This is a genomic window from Allobosea sp. RIT-PG3_2 (assembly GCF_057321085.1).
The window spans coordinates 132,273-146,681 of the sequence record NZ_JBXWCA010000006.1 but is presented as its reverse complement, the minus strand read 5'-3'; the positions used below and the strand labels follow the sequence as shown (position 1 = coordinate 146,681).

Annotated in this window: 15 protein-coding genes; 5 read left to right on the top strand and 10 right to left on the bottom strand. The window is 67.4% G+C overall.

Annotated elements, in window-relative coordinates; all coding sequences use genetic code 11:
* Nucleotides 1-19: 19 nt before the first annotated feature.
* Nucleotides 20-412, top strand: a complete 393-nt coding sequence (flbT, locus tag AC2FAN_RS18230; RefSeq protein ID WP_476804818.1) for a flagellar biosynthesis repressor FlbT — start codon at nt 20-22, stop codon at nt 410-412.
* On the top strand, nt 396-767 hold the full coding sequence (gene flaF, locus AC2FAN_RS18225) for a flagellar biosynthesis regulator FlaF (protein ID WP_265054021.1): 372 nt from the start codon (nt 396-398) through the stop codon (nt 765-767). Before flbT ends, flaF begins: the two co-directional genes overlap by 17 nt.
* 88 nt (nt 768-855) lie before the next feature.
* On the opposite strand, the gene AC2FAN_RS18220 is transcribed toward flaF, so the two are convergent.
* The 7 genes from AC2FAN_RS18220 to AC2FAN_RS18190 all read right to left on the bottom strand — a co-directional run bounded on the left by AC2FAN_RS18220 (nt 856) and on the right by AC2FAN_RS18190 (nt 9,168).
* On the bottom strand, nt 856-2,373 hold the full coding sequence (locus AC2FAN_RS18220) for a flagellin (RefSeq protein WP_485175819.1): 1,518 nt from the start codon (nt 2,371-2,373) through the stop codon (nt 856-858).
* Nucleotides 2,374-2,380: 7 nt separating this feature from the next.
* The gene (flgK, locus tag AC2FAN_RS18215; RefSeq protein ID WP_485175818.1) at nt 2,381-4,252 is read right to left on the bottom strand and encodes a flagellar hook-associated protein FlgK; all 1,872 of its coding nucleotides are present in this window, start codon (nt 4,250-4,252) and stop codon (nt 2,381-2,383) included.
* Nucleotides 4,253-4,311: 59 nt separating this feature from the next.
* Complete coding sequence (locus AC2FAN_RS18210; RefSeq protein WP_265054024.1) at nt 4,312-5,712, bottom strand: flagellar hook protein FlgE; 1,401 nt, start codon at nt 5,710-5,712, stop codon at nt 4,312-4,314.
* 175 nt (nt 5,713-5,887) lie between these two features.
* Nucleotides 5,888-6,904 (bottom strand): YcjF family protein, encoded by a 1,017-nt coding sequence (locus AC2FAN_RS18205; protein WP_485175817.1) that lies wholly within the window; start codon nt 6,902-6,904, stop codon nt 5,888-5,890.
* Nucleotides 6,905-6,917: 13 nt separating this feature from the next.
* The gene (locus AC2FAN_RS18200; protein WP_485175816.1) at nt 6,918-8,363 is read right to left on the bottom strand and encodes a YcjX family GTP-binding protein; all 1,446 of its coding nucleotides are present in this window, start codon (nt 8,361-8,363) and stop codon (nt 6,918-6,920) included.
* Nucleotides 8,364-8,376: 13 nt separating this feature from the next.
* Nucleotides 8,377-8,904 carry a SixA phosphatase family protein gene (locus AC2FAN_RS18195; protein ID WP_485175815.1) on the bottom strand — a complete coding sequence of 176 codons (528 nt, stop codon included), beginning with the start codon at nt 8,902-8,904 and terminating at the stop codon, nt 8,377-8,379.
* 39 nt (nt 8,905-8,943) lie between these two features.
* Entirely contained in the window at nt 8,944-9,168 is a 225-nt protein-coding gene (locus AC2FAN_RS18190) for a helix-turn-helix domain-containing protein (protein ID WP_485175814.1), read from the bottom strand.
* 88 nt (nt 9,169-9,256) lie between these two features.
* On the opposite strand from AC2FAN_RS18190, the gene AC2FAN_RS18185 reads away from it, so the two are divergent.
* The gene (locus AC2FAN_RS18185) at nt 9,257-9,394 is read left to right on the top strand and encodes a hypothetical protein (protein ID WP_485175813.1); all 138 of its coding nucleotides are present in this window, start codon (nt 9,257-9,259) and stop codon (nt 9,392-9,394) included.
* 42 nt (nt 9,395-9,436) lie between these two features.
* The gene (locus AC2FAN_RS18180) at nt 9,437-9,604 is read left to right on the top strand and encodes a hypothetical protein (protein WP_485175812.1); all 168 of its coding nucleotides are present in this window, start codon (nt 9,437-9,439) and stop codon (nt 9,602-9,604) included.
* Here the strand turns inward: AC2FAN_RS18180 and AC2FAN_RS18175 are convergent.
* On the bottom strand, nt 9,579-10,424 hold the full coding sequence (locus AC2FAN_RS18175) for an AAA family ATPase (RefSeq protein ID WP_265054029.1): 846 nt from the start codon (nt 10,422-10,424) through the stop codon (nt 9,579-9,581). The two genes, AC2FAN_RS18180 and AC2FAN_RS18175, sit on opposite strands and share 26 nt — an antisense overlap.
* Nucleotides 10,425-10,635: 211 nt before the next feature.
* Between AC2FAN_RS18175 and AC2FAN_RS18170 the strand changes: the two genes are divergently transcribed.
* Complete coding sequence (locus AC2FAN_RS18170; protein ID WP_265054030.1) at nt 10,636-12,429, top strand: cation:proton antiporter domain-containing protein; 1,794 nt, start codon at nt 10,636-10,638, stop codon at nt 12,427-12,429.
* On the opposite strand, the gene AC2FAN_RS18165 is transcribed toward AC2FAN_RS18170, so the two are convergent.
* Both AC2FAN_RS18165 and AC2FAN_RS18160 read right to left on the bottom strand, forming a co-directional pair.
* Complete coding sequence (locus AC2FAN_RS18165) at nt 12,365-13,477, bottom strand: glycosyltransferase family 4 protein (RefSeq protein ID WP_320109562.1); 1,113 nt, start codon at nt 13,475-13,477, stop codon at nt 12,365-12,367. The genes AC2FAN_RS18170 and AC2FAN_RS18165 overlap by 65 nt on opposite strands.
* Nucleotides 13,477-14,382: a UDP-2,3-diacylglucosamine diphosphatase gene (locus AC2FAN_RS18160; protein WP_265054031.1), complete on the bottom strand. Its 906-nt coding sequence runs from the start codon at nt 14,380-14,382 to the stop codon at nt 13,477-13,479. The genes AC2FAN_RS18165 and AC2FAN_RS18160 overlap by 1 nt, the downstream gene beginning before the upstream one ends.
* Nucleotides 14,383-14,409 lie beyond the last annotated feature (27 nt).

Below are 14,409 nucleotides of genomic sequence, written 5' to 3'. Positions count from 1 at the left end.
GCCAGAAGGCAGCACAGACATGGCCCTCAAGGTCGAGCTCAAACCGCGCGAACGGATCATCATCGGCCAGGTGGTGATCCGCAACGACGAGCAGCGCACGCGCTTCTTCATTGAGGGCGACGCCCCGATCCTGCGCGAGAAGGACATCCTCACGGCCGCGACCGCGGACAGCCCGGCCAAGAAGATCTATCTCGCCATCCAGCTGATGTATCTGGCTCAGGACCCGACGCATCAGCACGAGACCTATTTCCAGCTGGTGCGCGATTTCATCACCGCGGCGCCCAGCGCTTTGCCGCATGTTCATGAGATCAATAACCGCATTTTAAGCGACGACCTCTACAAAGCTCTCAAGGCGGCCAAGAAGCTGATCGGCTACGAAGCGGAATTGATCGAGAATGCAAAACGGGTTTAACGCCTACGCCGCCGCTGCCAAGACAGCTCAATCCGTCGTTTCGCCTCGCGAGCTCGAAGCCTCCCTCCTGATCAAGGCCGCCACCCGGCTCCAGGCCGTCGCCGACGACTGGAGCATGCGCGAGCGGGAGCTGGACGAGGTCCTCACCTATAATCGCCGCCTCTGGACGTTGCTGGTCTCGGCCGTGATCGCCGAGGACAATCCGCTGCCGGTCGGCATCAAGCAGAACATCCTCGGCCTCGCGAATTTCATCTTCAACCAGACGTTCCGGATTTCGTCCGATCCGCAGCCGCAAAGTCTCGGAATCCTCATCAACATCAACCGCGACATCGCCGCCGGCCTGCGCGGGCGCTGAAACGCCCCGGCCTGAGGGATCGCTCGTTCCAACGAAAAACGCCGCCCCGAAAGGGCGGCGTTTGCTATTTGCGCTGCTTGCGCAGTGCTCAGAGGAAGTTCGTCAACGACAGCTTCGAGAGCATCGACGTCACCTGATAGCTCGCCTGCAGCTGCGTCTGCAGCGCCAGGATCTGCGTCGCGACCTCTTCCGTCGTGACGTTCTCGATGCCCTCGAGCGTCGTGGTCAGATAGCCCTTGGTGGCCTGGTGACGTTCCTTGGCGCTGGCGAGCGCCGTCTGGGCCGAGCCGAATTCGGTGATGATCTCGGCAGGCTTCTGCGTGCTGCCGCCGAAACCCAGCTTCTCGCTGACACGCGATGTCATCGCCTCGTAACGCGCCTGCGAATTCGTGTCGCCGGCCGGGTAATTCTCTGCCGACATGATCGCGAACTGGGCGAGGCCGACGCGGAAAGCCTCCTCATTGGCGCGGGCACCCGTGCCGACGATCTGCCCCTGGTCGATCTGCACCGTGGCCGTGCTGCGCGCCGGGTCTGCCCCATCGTCACCGCGATACCAGATCACCGTCGTGGCCGCCGCGCCGGCATTGGTCGGCGGCAAGGTCGCGGTGTCGAAAGGCGGTCCCGGAACACGCTTCGGCGGGTTGCCGAGGCTGCCGGCGAAGAAGTCCTGCGCCGCCACCTGTGAGGAAGCGGCCGAAAGCGTCGTCTTCGCCTCCTTGCCGAGCCCCGCCGCGATCGAGGCGCGCAGATTGGCGGCCGTCGCGTTCGCATCGGCGCCGATCTCGAAGGAATCGGTGTCCGAACCCGTGGTGCCCGCCGCACGGGCCGTCAGCACCACCTCCTCCTGCGTCCCGTCGGGCAGGTTGAGCTTGATCCGCACCGTGTCGCCGGCCACGGGCTGCGACGCGACATTGACCGCGACATCGGCCGGCGGGCCGGCATTGAAGGTCGTCGTCATCGCGGCCGTGCTGCTGGAGGCGCCGGCGATCTTGAAACCATAGGGATGAACCGTCGCTTCCTCGGCGATGGTCGCCGTCGCGCCGGTGCCGCCCGTCGTCAGCCGGCCGAGGCCGGAGCCGAGATCGGCCTGCCGGCGTTCGTCGATCAATTGCTTCAGCCCGGCCTTGCCGGCCCCGTCCCCGTTCATGATCTCGCCGAAGCCGGCCGTCGGTTGGGTGTCGGAGGTCTTGCCGGAGAAGAGGTAGCGGCCATTGACCGCGATGTTCAGCAGGTCGAGCGTCTGCTTGAACTTTTCCTCGGCCAGGACCTGCGGCGAGGAACGGCCGCTGGCGCTCGGCACATAGCTGTTGGAGCGCGTGTCGTTGCGGGTTTCGCTCGCGAGCTTCGCGAAGTTCTCGACCGATGTCGTCTGCAGCTTCACGTTCACATTGCTGAGCTCGATGCCGCTCAGCCAGGAATCGATCGTCGAGACTTTGGCGTTCAGGTCGAGGCTGACGCGCCGGTCGATGCCGAGGTCGCCATAGCTGGTGCTGCGCTTCTTCGTGTCGAGCTGGCGCTGGAGATCGTCGAACTGGGCGCGGGTCGAGGCGAACTCGTTGGGCTTGGCTGTGCGATAGGCACCGGTTCCATAGGAGGTGATGGTCATGGCGGGCTCACACTCTCAGCAGCACGTCCATCATCTCCTTGACGGTGGAGATGATGCGGGCATTGGCGGCGTAGGCGGTCTGCAGCTCGATCAGCATGGACATCTCCTGATCGACATTGACCTGCGCGGTCGCTTGAAAACGGCTCTGGATCGAGGCAAGCGCGACCTGCTGGCCCTCGTCGAGGCGCTGGGCCGCCTCGACCGCCTGTCCCTGCGACGAGACCACGCGCTGGACGAAGTTGGCCATCGTCGTGCTGGAGGTCGCGCTGTTGCCGTCGAGCCCGACCGCATTGGTGAAGGAGCGCTGGCTCTGCGTCAGCCGCTCTAGCATCTGCTTGGGCCGGGTCGCGTCGCCCTGTGCCGTCGGGGGCGAGGTGTTGTAGACGGTGAGCAGCGAGCGATCGGCCACGAGCGCCGGGTTGATCGCGATCCGCCCCGCGAAGCCGACGGTCTGCGAGCCGCCTTCATAGGAGCCGGTGAAGGGCGTCCCGGCCGAGCCATCGACGAAGAAGGGCAGCTCCGGCGTTCCGCCGGCCGATGACAGCGCCGTGTTCGTCGGCCGCGAGGTCAGGCCGAGCACGTCGCGCGTGCCCGCGGCGCCGTCGTCGACGATGCGTAGGGTGGAGCCCGTGTTCGAGACCGTGAAGCCGCCACCCACCGCGGCCTGGATCTGGGCCGCGACCGAAGCCGGACCGCCGGAGAAGTCGATGCCGATGACGCGATTGTTGGCATCGCCGCCGGCCGATGCCGGCAGCGGCAGCGAAGCGGCGGAATCGACCCTGACGAAGGTGAAGCGCTGCGTCTGGCCGCCCGGCGTCGCCTTGTAGTCGAGCGTGACCGTATTGCCGGATTGCAGACCTGCCAAATCGACATCGAAGCCGGAGGCGGCGCCCGCCGTCACGGCCGTGCCGGCGATTTCGCGGTCCGAGAGCGCCTTCGACATCTGCGCGGCGATCTCGTCGAGCTGGGCCTGCGCCTGCACCAGCGTCTTGTCGCGCAGCTCGATGTTGGCGGCGATCTCGCCCGAGCGGAAGATCTTGTTGGCGATCGCATCCGAGGCATTCCCGGATGCGTCCTTCATCGTGATCGTGCCGACCCCGCGCTTCGCCGGGTCGATGTTCCACTGATCGTCGGGCCCGAGCCCGGCATGCTCGTCGAAGCTGAAGGTGACGGCCGGCTTGCCGTCGAAGAGCTGCGTGCCCGAGCCGGTGACGACGCTGATCGAGCCGCGCGCATCTTCCGTGGTCTTGATGTCGATGTATTGCGACAGCTCGGACAGGATCAGGTCGCGCTGGTCGCGCAGGCTGGCGGTCGCGCTGTCGTTGGGGCTCGCGACGATGCGCGCATTGACCTTGGTCAGCGCGCCGAGCAGGTCGTTGACCTTGGTGACGCCGTTGGCGATGCCGCTCTCGGCCTGGCTGCGCAGTGCCTGCACGCCGTTGGAGAGCGTATTGAGCTGCCTCGCGAGCTGCGTGGCGTTGTCGATTACCTGCGAGCGCAGGCTGTAGGAAGACGGGTCGTTCTGGAGCGCCTGCAGCGCACCGGTGAACTTGCTGAAGATCGTGTCGAGCGCCGTCGCGCTGCCAGGTGCGCCGTAGAGCTTGTCGAGGTTCGACATCGCGCTCGCCCGCGTCGAGGTGTAGGCGGCGCCCGAGGACTCCTGCCAGAGCTGGTGCTGGACGATCTTGTCGAGCAGCCGCTGCACCTGCGTGTTCTGCACGCCGATGGTTAGCCCGGACAGGCTGTCATTGGTCGAGACCGACCGCCGGACATAGCCCGTCGTCCCCGCATTGGCGACGTTCTGCGAAACGACGCCGATGCCGACCTGCGTGGCGTTGAGTCCGCCGATCGCCGTATTGAGGGAGGTACTCAGACCCATCGCCAACTCCTGTCGCTAGCAGCGGCCCTCCTGGGCCGCGCCGACCTTGCCGAAACGGCTCAGCGGATGATGTTGAACACCGCGCTCAGCATCTCCTGCGCGGTGGTGATGACCTTGGTGTTGGCCGAATAGGCCTGCTGAGTGACGATCATCTTCGAGAATTCGTCGGCGATGTCGGTGTTCGACTGCTCGACGCTGCCGCCGACGAGCTGCGAGGTGCCGAGGCCGATGATCGGCGGGCCGGATTCGATCGTCTCCTCGAAGGCGCCGCCATCGAGCCGCTTGAGCGAATTGTCGGCATTGAAGCGCGCCACCGAGAGCTGGGCCAGCGCCACCACCTGGCCGTTGCTGAACGTGCCGATGACCTGCCCTTCCGCTGAGACGGAGACGCGATCCAGCGTGCCGGCGGTGTAGCCGTCCTGGCGGATGCTGCGGGCGTCGATCTGGCCGCTGACGTCGCCGTTCTGGGTCAGGCCGTTGCCGCCCGTCGTCAGGTTGATGCCGGTGATCGTCGTGCCGCCGATCGTCATGGTCGGGATCGGGATGTCGCCGCTGGCCGGGTTGGTCATCTGCCCGGTCGAGCCGAAGGTGACGCTGACATTGGCGTTGCGATAGGCGACGGCGGTGCCGGTCGCGCCGGTATTCTCGGCGACGAACAGGTTCCAGGTGTCGGTCGTCGCCGGCGGGCCTGCCGAAGCGTTGGTGGTCTTGGCCCAGCGCAGCTCGACGCTGGTCGCCCGGCCAAGCTGGTCATACACCGTGACCGAGCCGCCCGGGATCGAGCGGCTGAGGAAGTTCGTCACCTCGCTGCCGACGACGATGCCGGTGCCGCCCTGCGTGGTCGAGAGCGGGTTGCTCGCCGGGAACGCGGCAGGGCTGAGCAGTTCCGAGCCCGGAACCGTGCTGTCGGCATTGTTGGTCTTCGGATAGGCCGGGATGTTGGCGCGGTACTCGATCGAGGTCGTCGCCTTGGCCGGGAATTGCTCCTTGGTGATGCGCAGCACCTCGGGCTGGGTGCCCACGAGCTGGCCGGTCACCTGGTCGATCTTCAGGCCCTTGAGGTAGTAGCCCGCGCCGTTGACGAGATAGCCGTTGGCGTCGAAATCGAAATCGCCGCGGCGGGTGTAGAGGTTCTGGTTGGCGAACTGGGTGTTCGCGCCGACGCCGCTCGCCCGCTGGTCGACCACGAAGAAGCCGTCGCCGTTGATCGCGACGTTGGTGTCGATGCGGGTGGCGTTGAGGTCGCCCTGGATCGAGTTCGTGGCCTGGCTGAAGGCCGCGACGGAGCCGGCGATTTGCCGGTTCAGCGCCGCATCCGGCACCAGATCGGCGAAGGTCGTGTCGACGCGCTTGTAGCCGGTCGTCCGCGAATTCGCGATGTTTCCGGAGATGTTCTCGAGCGCATAGGACTGCGCCGTCATCCCCGAAACCGCCGTCGTCAGCGCACTGAAAACACCCATGGAACCCTCACCTCGACCGGCCGCCCCCCAAGGGCTGCCACAACTCGAGGCCTGATCTGCACGGCCCATGCCATGCGAGTGTTCGTTTAATTTCAGAGGGTTATATCGTTTACGAAGGGTTTTCGGACACTCTTGACCGGGCAGATTCGCCCAGGCCCGGCAGATTCTGCCGGGCTCAGCCGTCGGAGTCCTTGCTCCCGCGCCAGGAGGCCAGATCGCCCGCGACTTCGGCCAGCGTCGGCGGCCTCGCTTCGACGAAGGGCAAAGGCCGGCAGACCTCGAGCGCCGCGAGCCCGATCCGGGCCGTCAGCATGCCGTTGATGACGCCTTCGCCGAGCTTGGCCGAAAGCCGCGCGGCGAGCCCCTGCCCCACCACCTGCTGGATCACCGCGTCACCCGCCGCGATGCCGCCGGTCAGGACGAGATGGTTCAAGACCTGTCGAGCCAGCCGCAGCAGGCCGAGCGTGCCCGGCCGCCCGGCATAGATGCCGGCGATCGAGCGCAACAGCCGCGCGCAGGCGACCAGTACGAAGACGACATCGACCAGCGCGCGCGGGCTGACCGCCGTGACAAGCGAGACGCGCCGCGCCGCGATCGCGATCTGCGCCTGCGCCATCGCATCGAGCGGCGTGAGCAGGCTGCGCTCCGCCACCGTCAGCATGTCACGCGCCGCGAAGAGCTGCGGCAGCGCCTCCTGCAGCGCCGCGCGGCCTTGTGCCGTCTGCGCGCGGCCTTTGTAGAGCCCGACGAGTTCCTCCGCGATCGCCCTGCCCTCGTCCGGCGTTCCGCCCACAAGCGCCAGGATCGCGCGCTCGCGCAGGGCTTCGACCTTCCGCTCGCGCAGAATGTCGCGGAGCACCCGCGCCAGCATGACGAGGAGCGCCAGCGCGGCAGCGGCGGCACAGGCCAGAGCCGCATAGCCGAGCGCCGGATTCTGGCTCATCAGCGACCGAATCGTGTTCTCGACCCAGACGCCGGCCGCCAGCGCCAGGAAGCCCGAGAGACCGGTGACGAAAAGCGTGCCCCATGAGAAGCGGCGCCTGGCAGCGGGCGCCACCACCGGCTCGACGGCATCGATCGGCTCGCTCTCGGGCAGGATCGCGACCTCGCCGCGGCGAAGGGCTCCATCGTCGACAGCCACAGCGTCCGCGGCCTTGTTGCCGAGAAGGATCGCGCGCGGTGCCTTGCTCATGGGCGCAACCTCCTCATGCCAGCCGGTCCCCGATCAGGAACTCCAGCGCACGGTCGAGGCGGATCTGCGGCGGCGGCTTCGATCGCCCGCCTGCGTCGGGCTCGACCAATGGCGGCCTGAAGCGCGGTGCCCTGACCTGCCAATGCGCCTTCTGGTCGAAGATCGCCTCCGGCCGCTCCGGCAGATCGCCGGGAAAGATGGCAGCCTCAGTGAGGCCGTCGAAGACCTGCCCGTCGATCTCCTCGCCGGCTTCCGGCACGCCGGCGATGGCCGGCAGTTCCTCGCGACCCTGCCTGATCCGCACCTCATGCGTCGCGCGCACGGCGGCAAGCGCCATCGCCTCGACGCGCGCGCCCGCACCCTGCGCCCGCCCCATCGCCCGCCCGACCAGATGCGACATCACCGCCGCGAGCCTGTCATGGCTGCTGTGGTGGATATGGTCGGCCTTGGTGGCGGCGAACAGCACACGCTCGATGCGCGGCGCGAACAGGCTCGACAGCCAGGAATTGCGGCCGACCGAGAAGGCGGCGAGCGCCTGCCCCAGCGCCGTTTCGAGATCGGCCAGCGCCGGGGCGCCGGCGTCGAGCGCGGCGAGCACGTCGACCAGCACGATCTGCCGGTCGAGCCGGGCGAAATGATCGCGGAAGAAGGGGGTTACGACGACGCGCTTATAGGCCTCGAAGCGCTCCGCCATCAGCCCGGCGAGTGTGCCGGGCTGCGGCTCGTGGTCATGGCCGAGATCGAGCGGCGCAAAGGTCAGCGCCGGCGAGCCTTCGAGATCGCCCGGCATCAGGAAGCGCCCGGGCGGCGTCACCGCCACGGCCTCCGGATCGGCCCGCAACCGCGCGAGATAGTCCTTGAACACATCGCTCGCGGCCTCGGCGGCGAGTTCGTCCGGCGGCCCACCCGGGTCGCGCTTGGCCAGATCGGCGAGCCAGGCTTCGGCGGCCGCGCGCCGGTGCGGCTTGCGCGCATCGGCCGCGGCCTGCGCCGACCAGCTCTTGTAGTCCTGCCCGATCAGGGCGAGGTCGAGCAGCCATTCGCCGGGATAGTCTACGATGTCGAGCGTCAGCGTCGCCGGCCCCTTGAACCAGCCGGCGGCGCGTTCGTAGTCGATCTCGACGCGCAGCTCCGCGATGCGCCGCGTCGATTCCGGCCAGCGCCGATCCCGCCCGTTCATGGCGGCGCGATGGGCCTCGTAGGGAAAGCGCGGCACTTGCGGGTCGGGCTGCGGCACCAGCCGCACGCGGGCGATCCGGCCTTCCGAGGCCGCCTTCAGCACCGGCAGCTTCGCCCCCTCGATCAGGTTCTGGATCAGCGCCGTGGTGAAGACGGTCTTGCCCGAGCGCGACAGGCCGGTGACGCCAATCCGCAGGCGCGGCCGCGCCAGGCCGAGCAGGCTGTCTCCGAAAGCCAGCGCCGCGTTGCGGGCATTGTCGAGATAGGAGAGGTCGCTCACGACGCCGCCGGCATCACTCGTCGGGCCCTTCGCCGAGCGAAGCCGGCGTTACGAAGCGGTCGAGCCGCCCGCCGCGCGCGGCCACGTCGCCCCAGTCGTCGACCGCGAAATCGAGCACCGCGAGGCCGCTGGTCGGGTATTTCTGGCTCATGCGCGCTGCCGCGTATCGGTCGCCATGGCCCGTGAGCAGCGTCGCGAGTTCGGCGAAGCCGGGATTGTGGCCGACCATCAGCAGGGTCCGGACATTGCCCTCGATATCCTGCACCACTTCCAGCAGCCGCTCCATCTTGGCCTCGTAGATGCGGGGCTCGAAATGCATCGGCGGTTTTTCCGGCAGCATCGGAACGACGAGCTCCCAGGTCTCGACGGTCCGCCGTGCCGGCGAGACCAGCACAAGGTCGGGCAGCAGCAGTTCATCGGCGAGATAGCGCCCCATCACGGGCGCGGCTTCATGCCCGCGCGTGGCGAGCGGACGGTCGCGGTCGGCCACACCGGTAGGCCAGTTCGACTTGGCGTGGCGCAGAAGCATGAGGCGTCGCATGGGAAGAACCTAGCGATGCCGTGCAGGATTTGCGAGGGGTCAGCCGCCGTCGATTTCGGCGTCCGGCTCGTAGCGCAACAGATCGCCCGGCTGGCATTGCAGAACCACGCAGATGCGCGCCAGCGTGTCGAAGCGCATGCCGCGCACCTTTCCCGATTTGAGCTGCGACACCTGCTGCTCGGTCAGGCCGATGCGCTGGGCGAGTTCCTTCGAGCGCATCTTGCGACGCGCCAGCATGACATCGAGTTCGACGACGACGGGCATGGCGTTGCGTTACACGAAACTTTGATTTTCGTCCGAAAGCCGGATCGCTTCCCTCCGTGAAGCGAGCGAGCTCGCGAAGCTGCCGACCATGACAGCTCCCGGGCGCCGCTTCAGCGTGTTCAGGCTGAGCGAGAGCGACGCCATCCGCATCGGCGCCTTCCGGGAAGAAATGTTCGTAGGGCCGCAGAACAGCGGCAATCGCGGCAGCTTGGCCCTGACGGCCTAAAAGGCCTGCCGGCTCGGCGACCTCTCGGGCAAGCCGATCCTGATGACGAGCTATCTGAAGACATCCGAGACGCAGGACTATGTCCTGCTGACGCGTGATGTCGACCTCGGCGAGGCTGTCCGTGCGGTCGCGCCGGGGGTCGATCTGGCAGCGGCGATCCCGCCCTGCGAAACCGTCGCCGGCCTCAGCGGCTCTCGCGCCGCGCCATGAAGGCGAGCTTCTCGAACAGCGAGACGTCCTGCTCGTTCTTGAGCAGCGCCCCGTGCAGCGGCGGGATCAGCTTGCGCGGATCGCGCTCGCGCAGCACCTCGGGGCCGATATCCTCCGCGACGAGCAGCTTCAGCCAGTCGAGCAGTTCGGAGGTCGAGGGCTTCTTCTTCAGGCCCGGCACCTCTCGCACCTCGAAGAACAGCCTGAGCGCCTCCTCCATCAGCCGCTTCTTGATGCCGGGGAAATGCACCTCGACGATCTGCTGCATCGTCTCCGCATCGGGAAAGCGGATGTAGTGGAAGAAGCAGCGGCGCAGGAAGGCGTCCGGCAATTCCTTTTCGTTGTTGGAGGTGATGATCATCACCGGCCGCTGCGCCGCCTTGATCGTCTCGCCGGTCTCGTAGACGTGGAATTCCATGCGATCGAGTTCGAGCAAAAGGTCGTTGGGAAACTCGATATCGGCCTTGTCGATCTCGTCGATCAGCAGCACGGGCCGGACGGGCGAGGCGAAAGCCTCCCACAGTTTGCCGCGCTTGATGTAGTTGGCGATGTCGGACACGCGGGGATCGCCGAGCTGGCTGTCGCGCAGGCGGCTGACAGCATCATATTCGTAGAGGCCCTGCTGAGCCTTGGTCGTCGACTTGATGTGCCAGGTGATGAGCGGCGCGCCGAGCGCGGCGGCGATCTCCTCGGCCAGCACGGTCTTGCCGGTACCGGGCTCGCCCTTGACCAGCAGCGGACGCTCAAGCCGGATCGCGGCATTGACGGCAACGGTCAGATCCTCGGTCGCGACGTAGTTCTCGGTGCCGGAAAAGCGCATGGACGATCCTTCTGAGCGAACCGGCGGACGCTAGCCCATCCTGCCTCGGGCCGGAAACCGCTTTTGTCGACGCGGATCGAGACCTCCGGCGTAAAGCCTCATCAGGCAACGCGAATTTCTTTCCGCCGACGCGATTCCAAGGTTGTGTTGCGCCGCCGCGAACCGCAAGAATTATCGGCATACCTCACTTCTCGAATCGTAAGGTCAGGCCTTGGCCGGAACAGTCGATCCTTCCGCCTATAGGGACGTCGTCGTCGTGCTCGCGACGGCGGGCGTGATCGTGCCTCTCGCCAAGAGCCTCAAGGTCAATTCGATCATCGCCTTCGTCGCATGCGGCGCCCTTCTCGGCCCCTTCGGACTGGGCGGCCTCGTGTCGAAGGTTCCGCTTCTCGGCACGGTCACCATCTCGAGTCCGGAAGCCCTGGCCGGGCCGGCCGAGTTGGGCGTCGCCTTCCTGCTCTTCGTCATCGGGCTGGAATTGTCCTTCGAGCGCCTGATGACGATGCGGCGCCTCGTCTTCGGCCTCGGTCTCGGCCAGGTCGGGCTGAGCGCCGCCGCGATCGGGCTCGTCGCCTATGCCGTCGGCCAGCCGGCGGCGGCCGCCCTCATCATCGGCTTCGGCCTCGCCCTCTCCTCGACCGCGATGGTGGTCGAACTTCTCGCCGCCAAGAAGCGGATGACGACCTCGGCCGGCCGCGCCAGCTTCGCGATCCTGCTCTGCCAGGACCTCGCGGTCATCCCTCTGCTCTTCCTGATCAGCGTCCTCGACGCGCAGAACGGCACGGGTTCCCTGCTCGCGGGCCTCGCGCAGGCGTTCATCCAGGCCTTCGCTGCGATCGCCACCATCATCGTCATCGGCCGGCTGGCGCTGCGGCCGCTCTTCCGCCTCGTCGCCTCGACCGGCTCGACCGAGAGCTTCATGGCGGCGACCTTGCTCACCGCGCTCGGCACCGGCCTGATCGCGGCGACGGCCGGGCTCTCGATGGGGCTGGGCGCCTTCATCGCCGGGCTGCTGCTCGCCGAGACGGAATTCCGCCGCGCCATCGAAGTCACCATCGACCCGTTCAAGTCGCTGCTGATCGGCGTCTTCTTCATCGCCGTCGGCATGAGCGTGAACCCGGGGCAGATCGCGGCACATCCCGGAGCGATTCTCGGCGCGTCGGCGGGTCTCATTCTGGTCAAGGCGGCCATCACCTTTGCGCTCGCCCGCCGCTTCCGGCTGTCCTCGGCGACCGCGCTCGAAACCGCGCTCATGGTCGCGCCCGGCGGCGAGTTCGCCTTCGTGCTGCTCAATGCCGCGACGGGTGCGAGACTGATCGACCAGAGCGCCACCAGCATCGTTCTCGCCGCCGTCTCGCTGACGATGGTCGCGCTGCCCTTGCAGGCCAGGATCGCCCGCAACCTCGCCCAGAAGTTCGCGCGGCCGGTCATCCTACCGGACGAGGCCTCCGTGCTCCCGCCCGACGACCATGCGCCGCGCGCCATCGTGGTCGGCGGCGGGCGCGTCGGCCGGCTCGTCGCTTCGATGCTGGACGAGCACGGCAAGTCCCACATCATCATCGATTCCGATGCCTCGCTGATCACGACGCAACGCCGGGCCGGCCGCCCGGCCTTCTATGGCGACGCGACCGAGCCGGAGTTCCTGCGCCTCTGCGGTCTGGAAGATGCGACGGCGCTGATCGTGACGATCGACGGCTCCCGCGCCGTCGATGCAATCGTCCAAGCCGCCCGCACCCTGAGGCCCGACATCGTCATCGTCGCCCGCGCCCGCGACGCGGCCCATGCCCGCCATCTCTACGAGATCGGCGTCAACGATGCCGTGCCGGAGACGATCGAAGCCAGCCTGCAGCTGTCGGAGGCGGCGCTGGTCGGGCTCGGTGTGCCGATGGGCCTCGTCATCGCCTCGGTCCACGAGCGGCGCGACGGCTTCCGCGCCCAGCTCAAGCCGGCAGGCGCCGCGACAGCCCCCGCCGTTCCACGCCACGCCCGTTCGCGAAGGCTGTGAAACTGGACGGCGACACCGCGCCCGCCTCGCGCGGTACATAACCCGCCTGCTGCGCCACCCGCTTGATATGCCCGTAGAACTGCGCCGCGCTGTGCGCCCAGCTATGGCGGGCGGCGAGTTCCAGGCAGATCTCGCGCGGTACTCGCAGCGCCTGCATGGCGGCACTGCGGAGATCCTCGTCCAGCACGCCAGCGTCGCTGCCGGCGAAGACGTCGCGCGGCCCCTGCACCGGGAACGCCGCGACCGGCAGTCCGCTTGCCGCAGCTTCCAGCAGCACGATGCCGAAGGTGTCGGTCAGGCTCGGGAAGACGAAGACATCGGAGGAGGCGTAGATTCCCGCCAGTTCCTCGCCTTCCTTGATGCCGAGGAAATGCGCTTCGGGATAGGCGCGCTGCAGATCGGCCCGTGCCGGCCCATCGCCGACGACGACCTTGCTGCCCGGTAGGCGCAGCGAGAGGAAGGCGTCGAGATTCTTCTCGACCGCCACGCGTCCGACACTGAGGAAGATCGGCCGCGGCAGGTCGAGCAGGCTCTGCGGGCGCGGATGGAACTGGCCGAGATCGACCCCGCGCCCCCAGCGCACCAGCTGCTGGAAGCCGTGCTGGCGCAGTTCCTCTTCCACCGTCGCTGTCGAGACCATCACGGCTGCGGCGGGACCATGGAAACGGCGCAGCAGCCCGTAGCTCCAGCTCTCCGGAATCGGCCAGCGGGCGGCGATGTATTGCGGAAAGCGGGTGTGGTAGCTCGTCGTGAACGGGCGCTTCTGGGCGAGGCAGACGGCGCGCGTCAGCCAGCCGATCGGCCCCTCCGTCGCGATATGGATATGATCCGGCGCGAACTCCGCGATGCGGGCGGCAAGCGCGCGGCGCGTCGCCAGCGCCAGGCGGATATCGGGATAGCTCGGCAGGCCGATCTGGTGGAAGCCTTCCGGTGTCAGCGCCTGCGCGGTCACCCCGAAATCCGGCGCCGCCGCGATCATCCGCTCCAGCGAGCGGACGACCCCGTTGATCTGCGGGCGCCAGGCATCGGTGGCGACGAGGACGCGCATCAGCGCGCTTTCCGTTCAGCCGTTTCCGGCCGAACGCCAAGAATGCGCGCCAGCTCAAAAGGCCCGAGCTTGCTCCGGGCCGCCTCGACCAGTTCCGGCACGGCGACCGGGCGCACCGGCACGACGACCGGCGCGGCGGCCTCGCCCCTCAGCCGGTCCTGCGGCCAGCGGATCAGCTCGAAACGCCCGTCATGGTGCTCGACGAACGCCGTGCAGCTTTCGACCCAGTCCCCAGTGTTGATGTAGGTCAGCCCTTCGATCTCGCGATGGGCCGCGTGGTGGATATGGCCGCAGATCACGCCGTCGGCATGGTGCCGGCGCGCCTCGGCGGCAAGGCAGGTTTCGAACTCGCCGATATAGTTCACGGCGTTCTTGACCTTGTGCTTGGCCCAGGCCGAGAGCGACCAGTGCGGCAGCTGCAGCCAGCGGCGCACCTTGTTCAGCGCCATGTTGAGTCCGAGCGCCAGCGTGTACGCCCAGTCACCCAGCAGGGCGAGCCATTTGGCGTTGCGCACGACGAGATCGAACAGGTCGCCATGGATGACGAGCAGGCGCTTGCCGTCGGCGGTCTCGTGGACGATGTCGTCGACCAGCGTGATGCCGCCGAACTGCAGGCCGGTGAAATCGCGCAGGAAGTCGTCGTGGTTGCCGGTGACGTAGATCAGCTTCGAGCCCTTGCGCACCTTGCGCAGCAGCTTCTGGATCACGTCGTTATGCGCCTGCGGGAAATACCAGCCGCTCTTCAGCCGCCAGCCGTCGATGATATCGCCGACGAGATAGATCTGCGGCGCGTCGTAGGCGCGCAGGAACTCCAGGACGAGATCGGCCTGCGCCCCGCGTGTCCCCAGATGCAGATCCGAGATGAAGATGCTGCGGACCTGCTTCGCGTCGTCCTCGTCGCCCATACCGGACAGCCCCTGCTGTTGCGATGC

Bases quoted from the DNA above. Each gene is read 5' to 3' on its own strand.
- flbT (WP_476804818.1), top strand. From the start codon at position 20: ATGGCCCTCAAGGTCGAGCTCAAACCGCGCGAACGGATCATCATCGGC.
- AC2FAN_RS18220 (WP_485175819.1), bottom strand. From the start codon at position 2,373: ATGACCATCACCTCCTATGGAACCGGTGCCTATCGCACAGCCAAGCCC.
- flaF (WP_265054021.1), top strand. From the start codon at position 396: ATGCAAAACGGGTTTAACGCCTACGCCGCCGCTGCCAAGACAGCTCAA.
- AC2FAN_RS18195 (WP_485175815.1), bottom strand. From the start codon at position 8,904: ATGCGACGCCTCATGCTTCTGCGCCACGCCAAGTCGAACTGGCCTACC.
- AC2FAN_RS18175 (WP_265054029.1), bottom strand. From the start codon at position 10,424: ATGCGCTTTTCCGGCACCGAGAACTACGTCGCGACCGAGGATCTGACC.
- flgK (WP_485175818.1), bottom strand. From the start codon at position 4,252: ATGGGTCTGAGTACCTCCCTCAATACGGCGATCGGCGGACTCAACGCC.
- AC2FAN_RS18210 (WP_265054024.1), bottom strand. From the start codon at position 5,712: ATGGGTGTTTTCAGTGCGCTGACGACGGCGGTTTCGGGGATGACGGCG.
- AC2FAN_RS18190 (WP_485175814.1), bottom strand. From the start codon at position 9,168: ATGCCCGTCGTCGTCGAACTCGATGTCATGCTGGCGCGTCGCAAGATG.
- AC2FAN_RS18180 (WP_485175812.1), top strand. From the start codon at position 9,437: ATGACGAGCTATCTGAAGACATCCGAGACGCAGGACTATGTCCTGCTG.
- AC2FAN_RS18160 (WP_265054031.1), bottom strand. From the start codon at position 14,382: ATGGGCGACGAGGACGACGCGAAGCAGGTCCGCAGCATCTTCATCTCG.
- AC2FAN_RS18205 (WP_485175817.1), bottom strand. From the start codon at position 6,904: ATGAGCAAGGCACCGCGCGCGATCCTTCTCGGCAACAAGGCCGCGGAC.
- AC2FAN_RS18165 (WP_320109562.1), bottom strand. From the start codon at position 13,477: ATGCGCGTCCTCGTCGCCACCGATGCCTGGCGCCCGCAGATCAACGGG.
- AC2FAN_RS18185 (WP_485175813.1), top strand. From the start codon at position 9,257: ATGACAGCTCCCGGGCGCCGCTTCAGCGTGTTCAGGCTGAGCGAGAGC.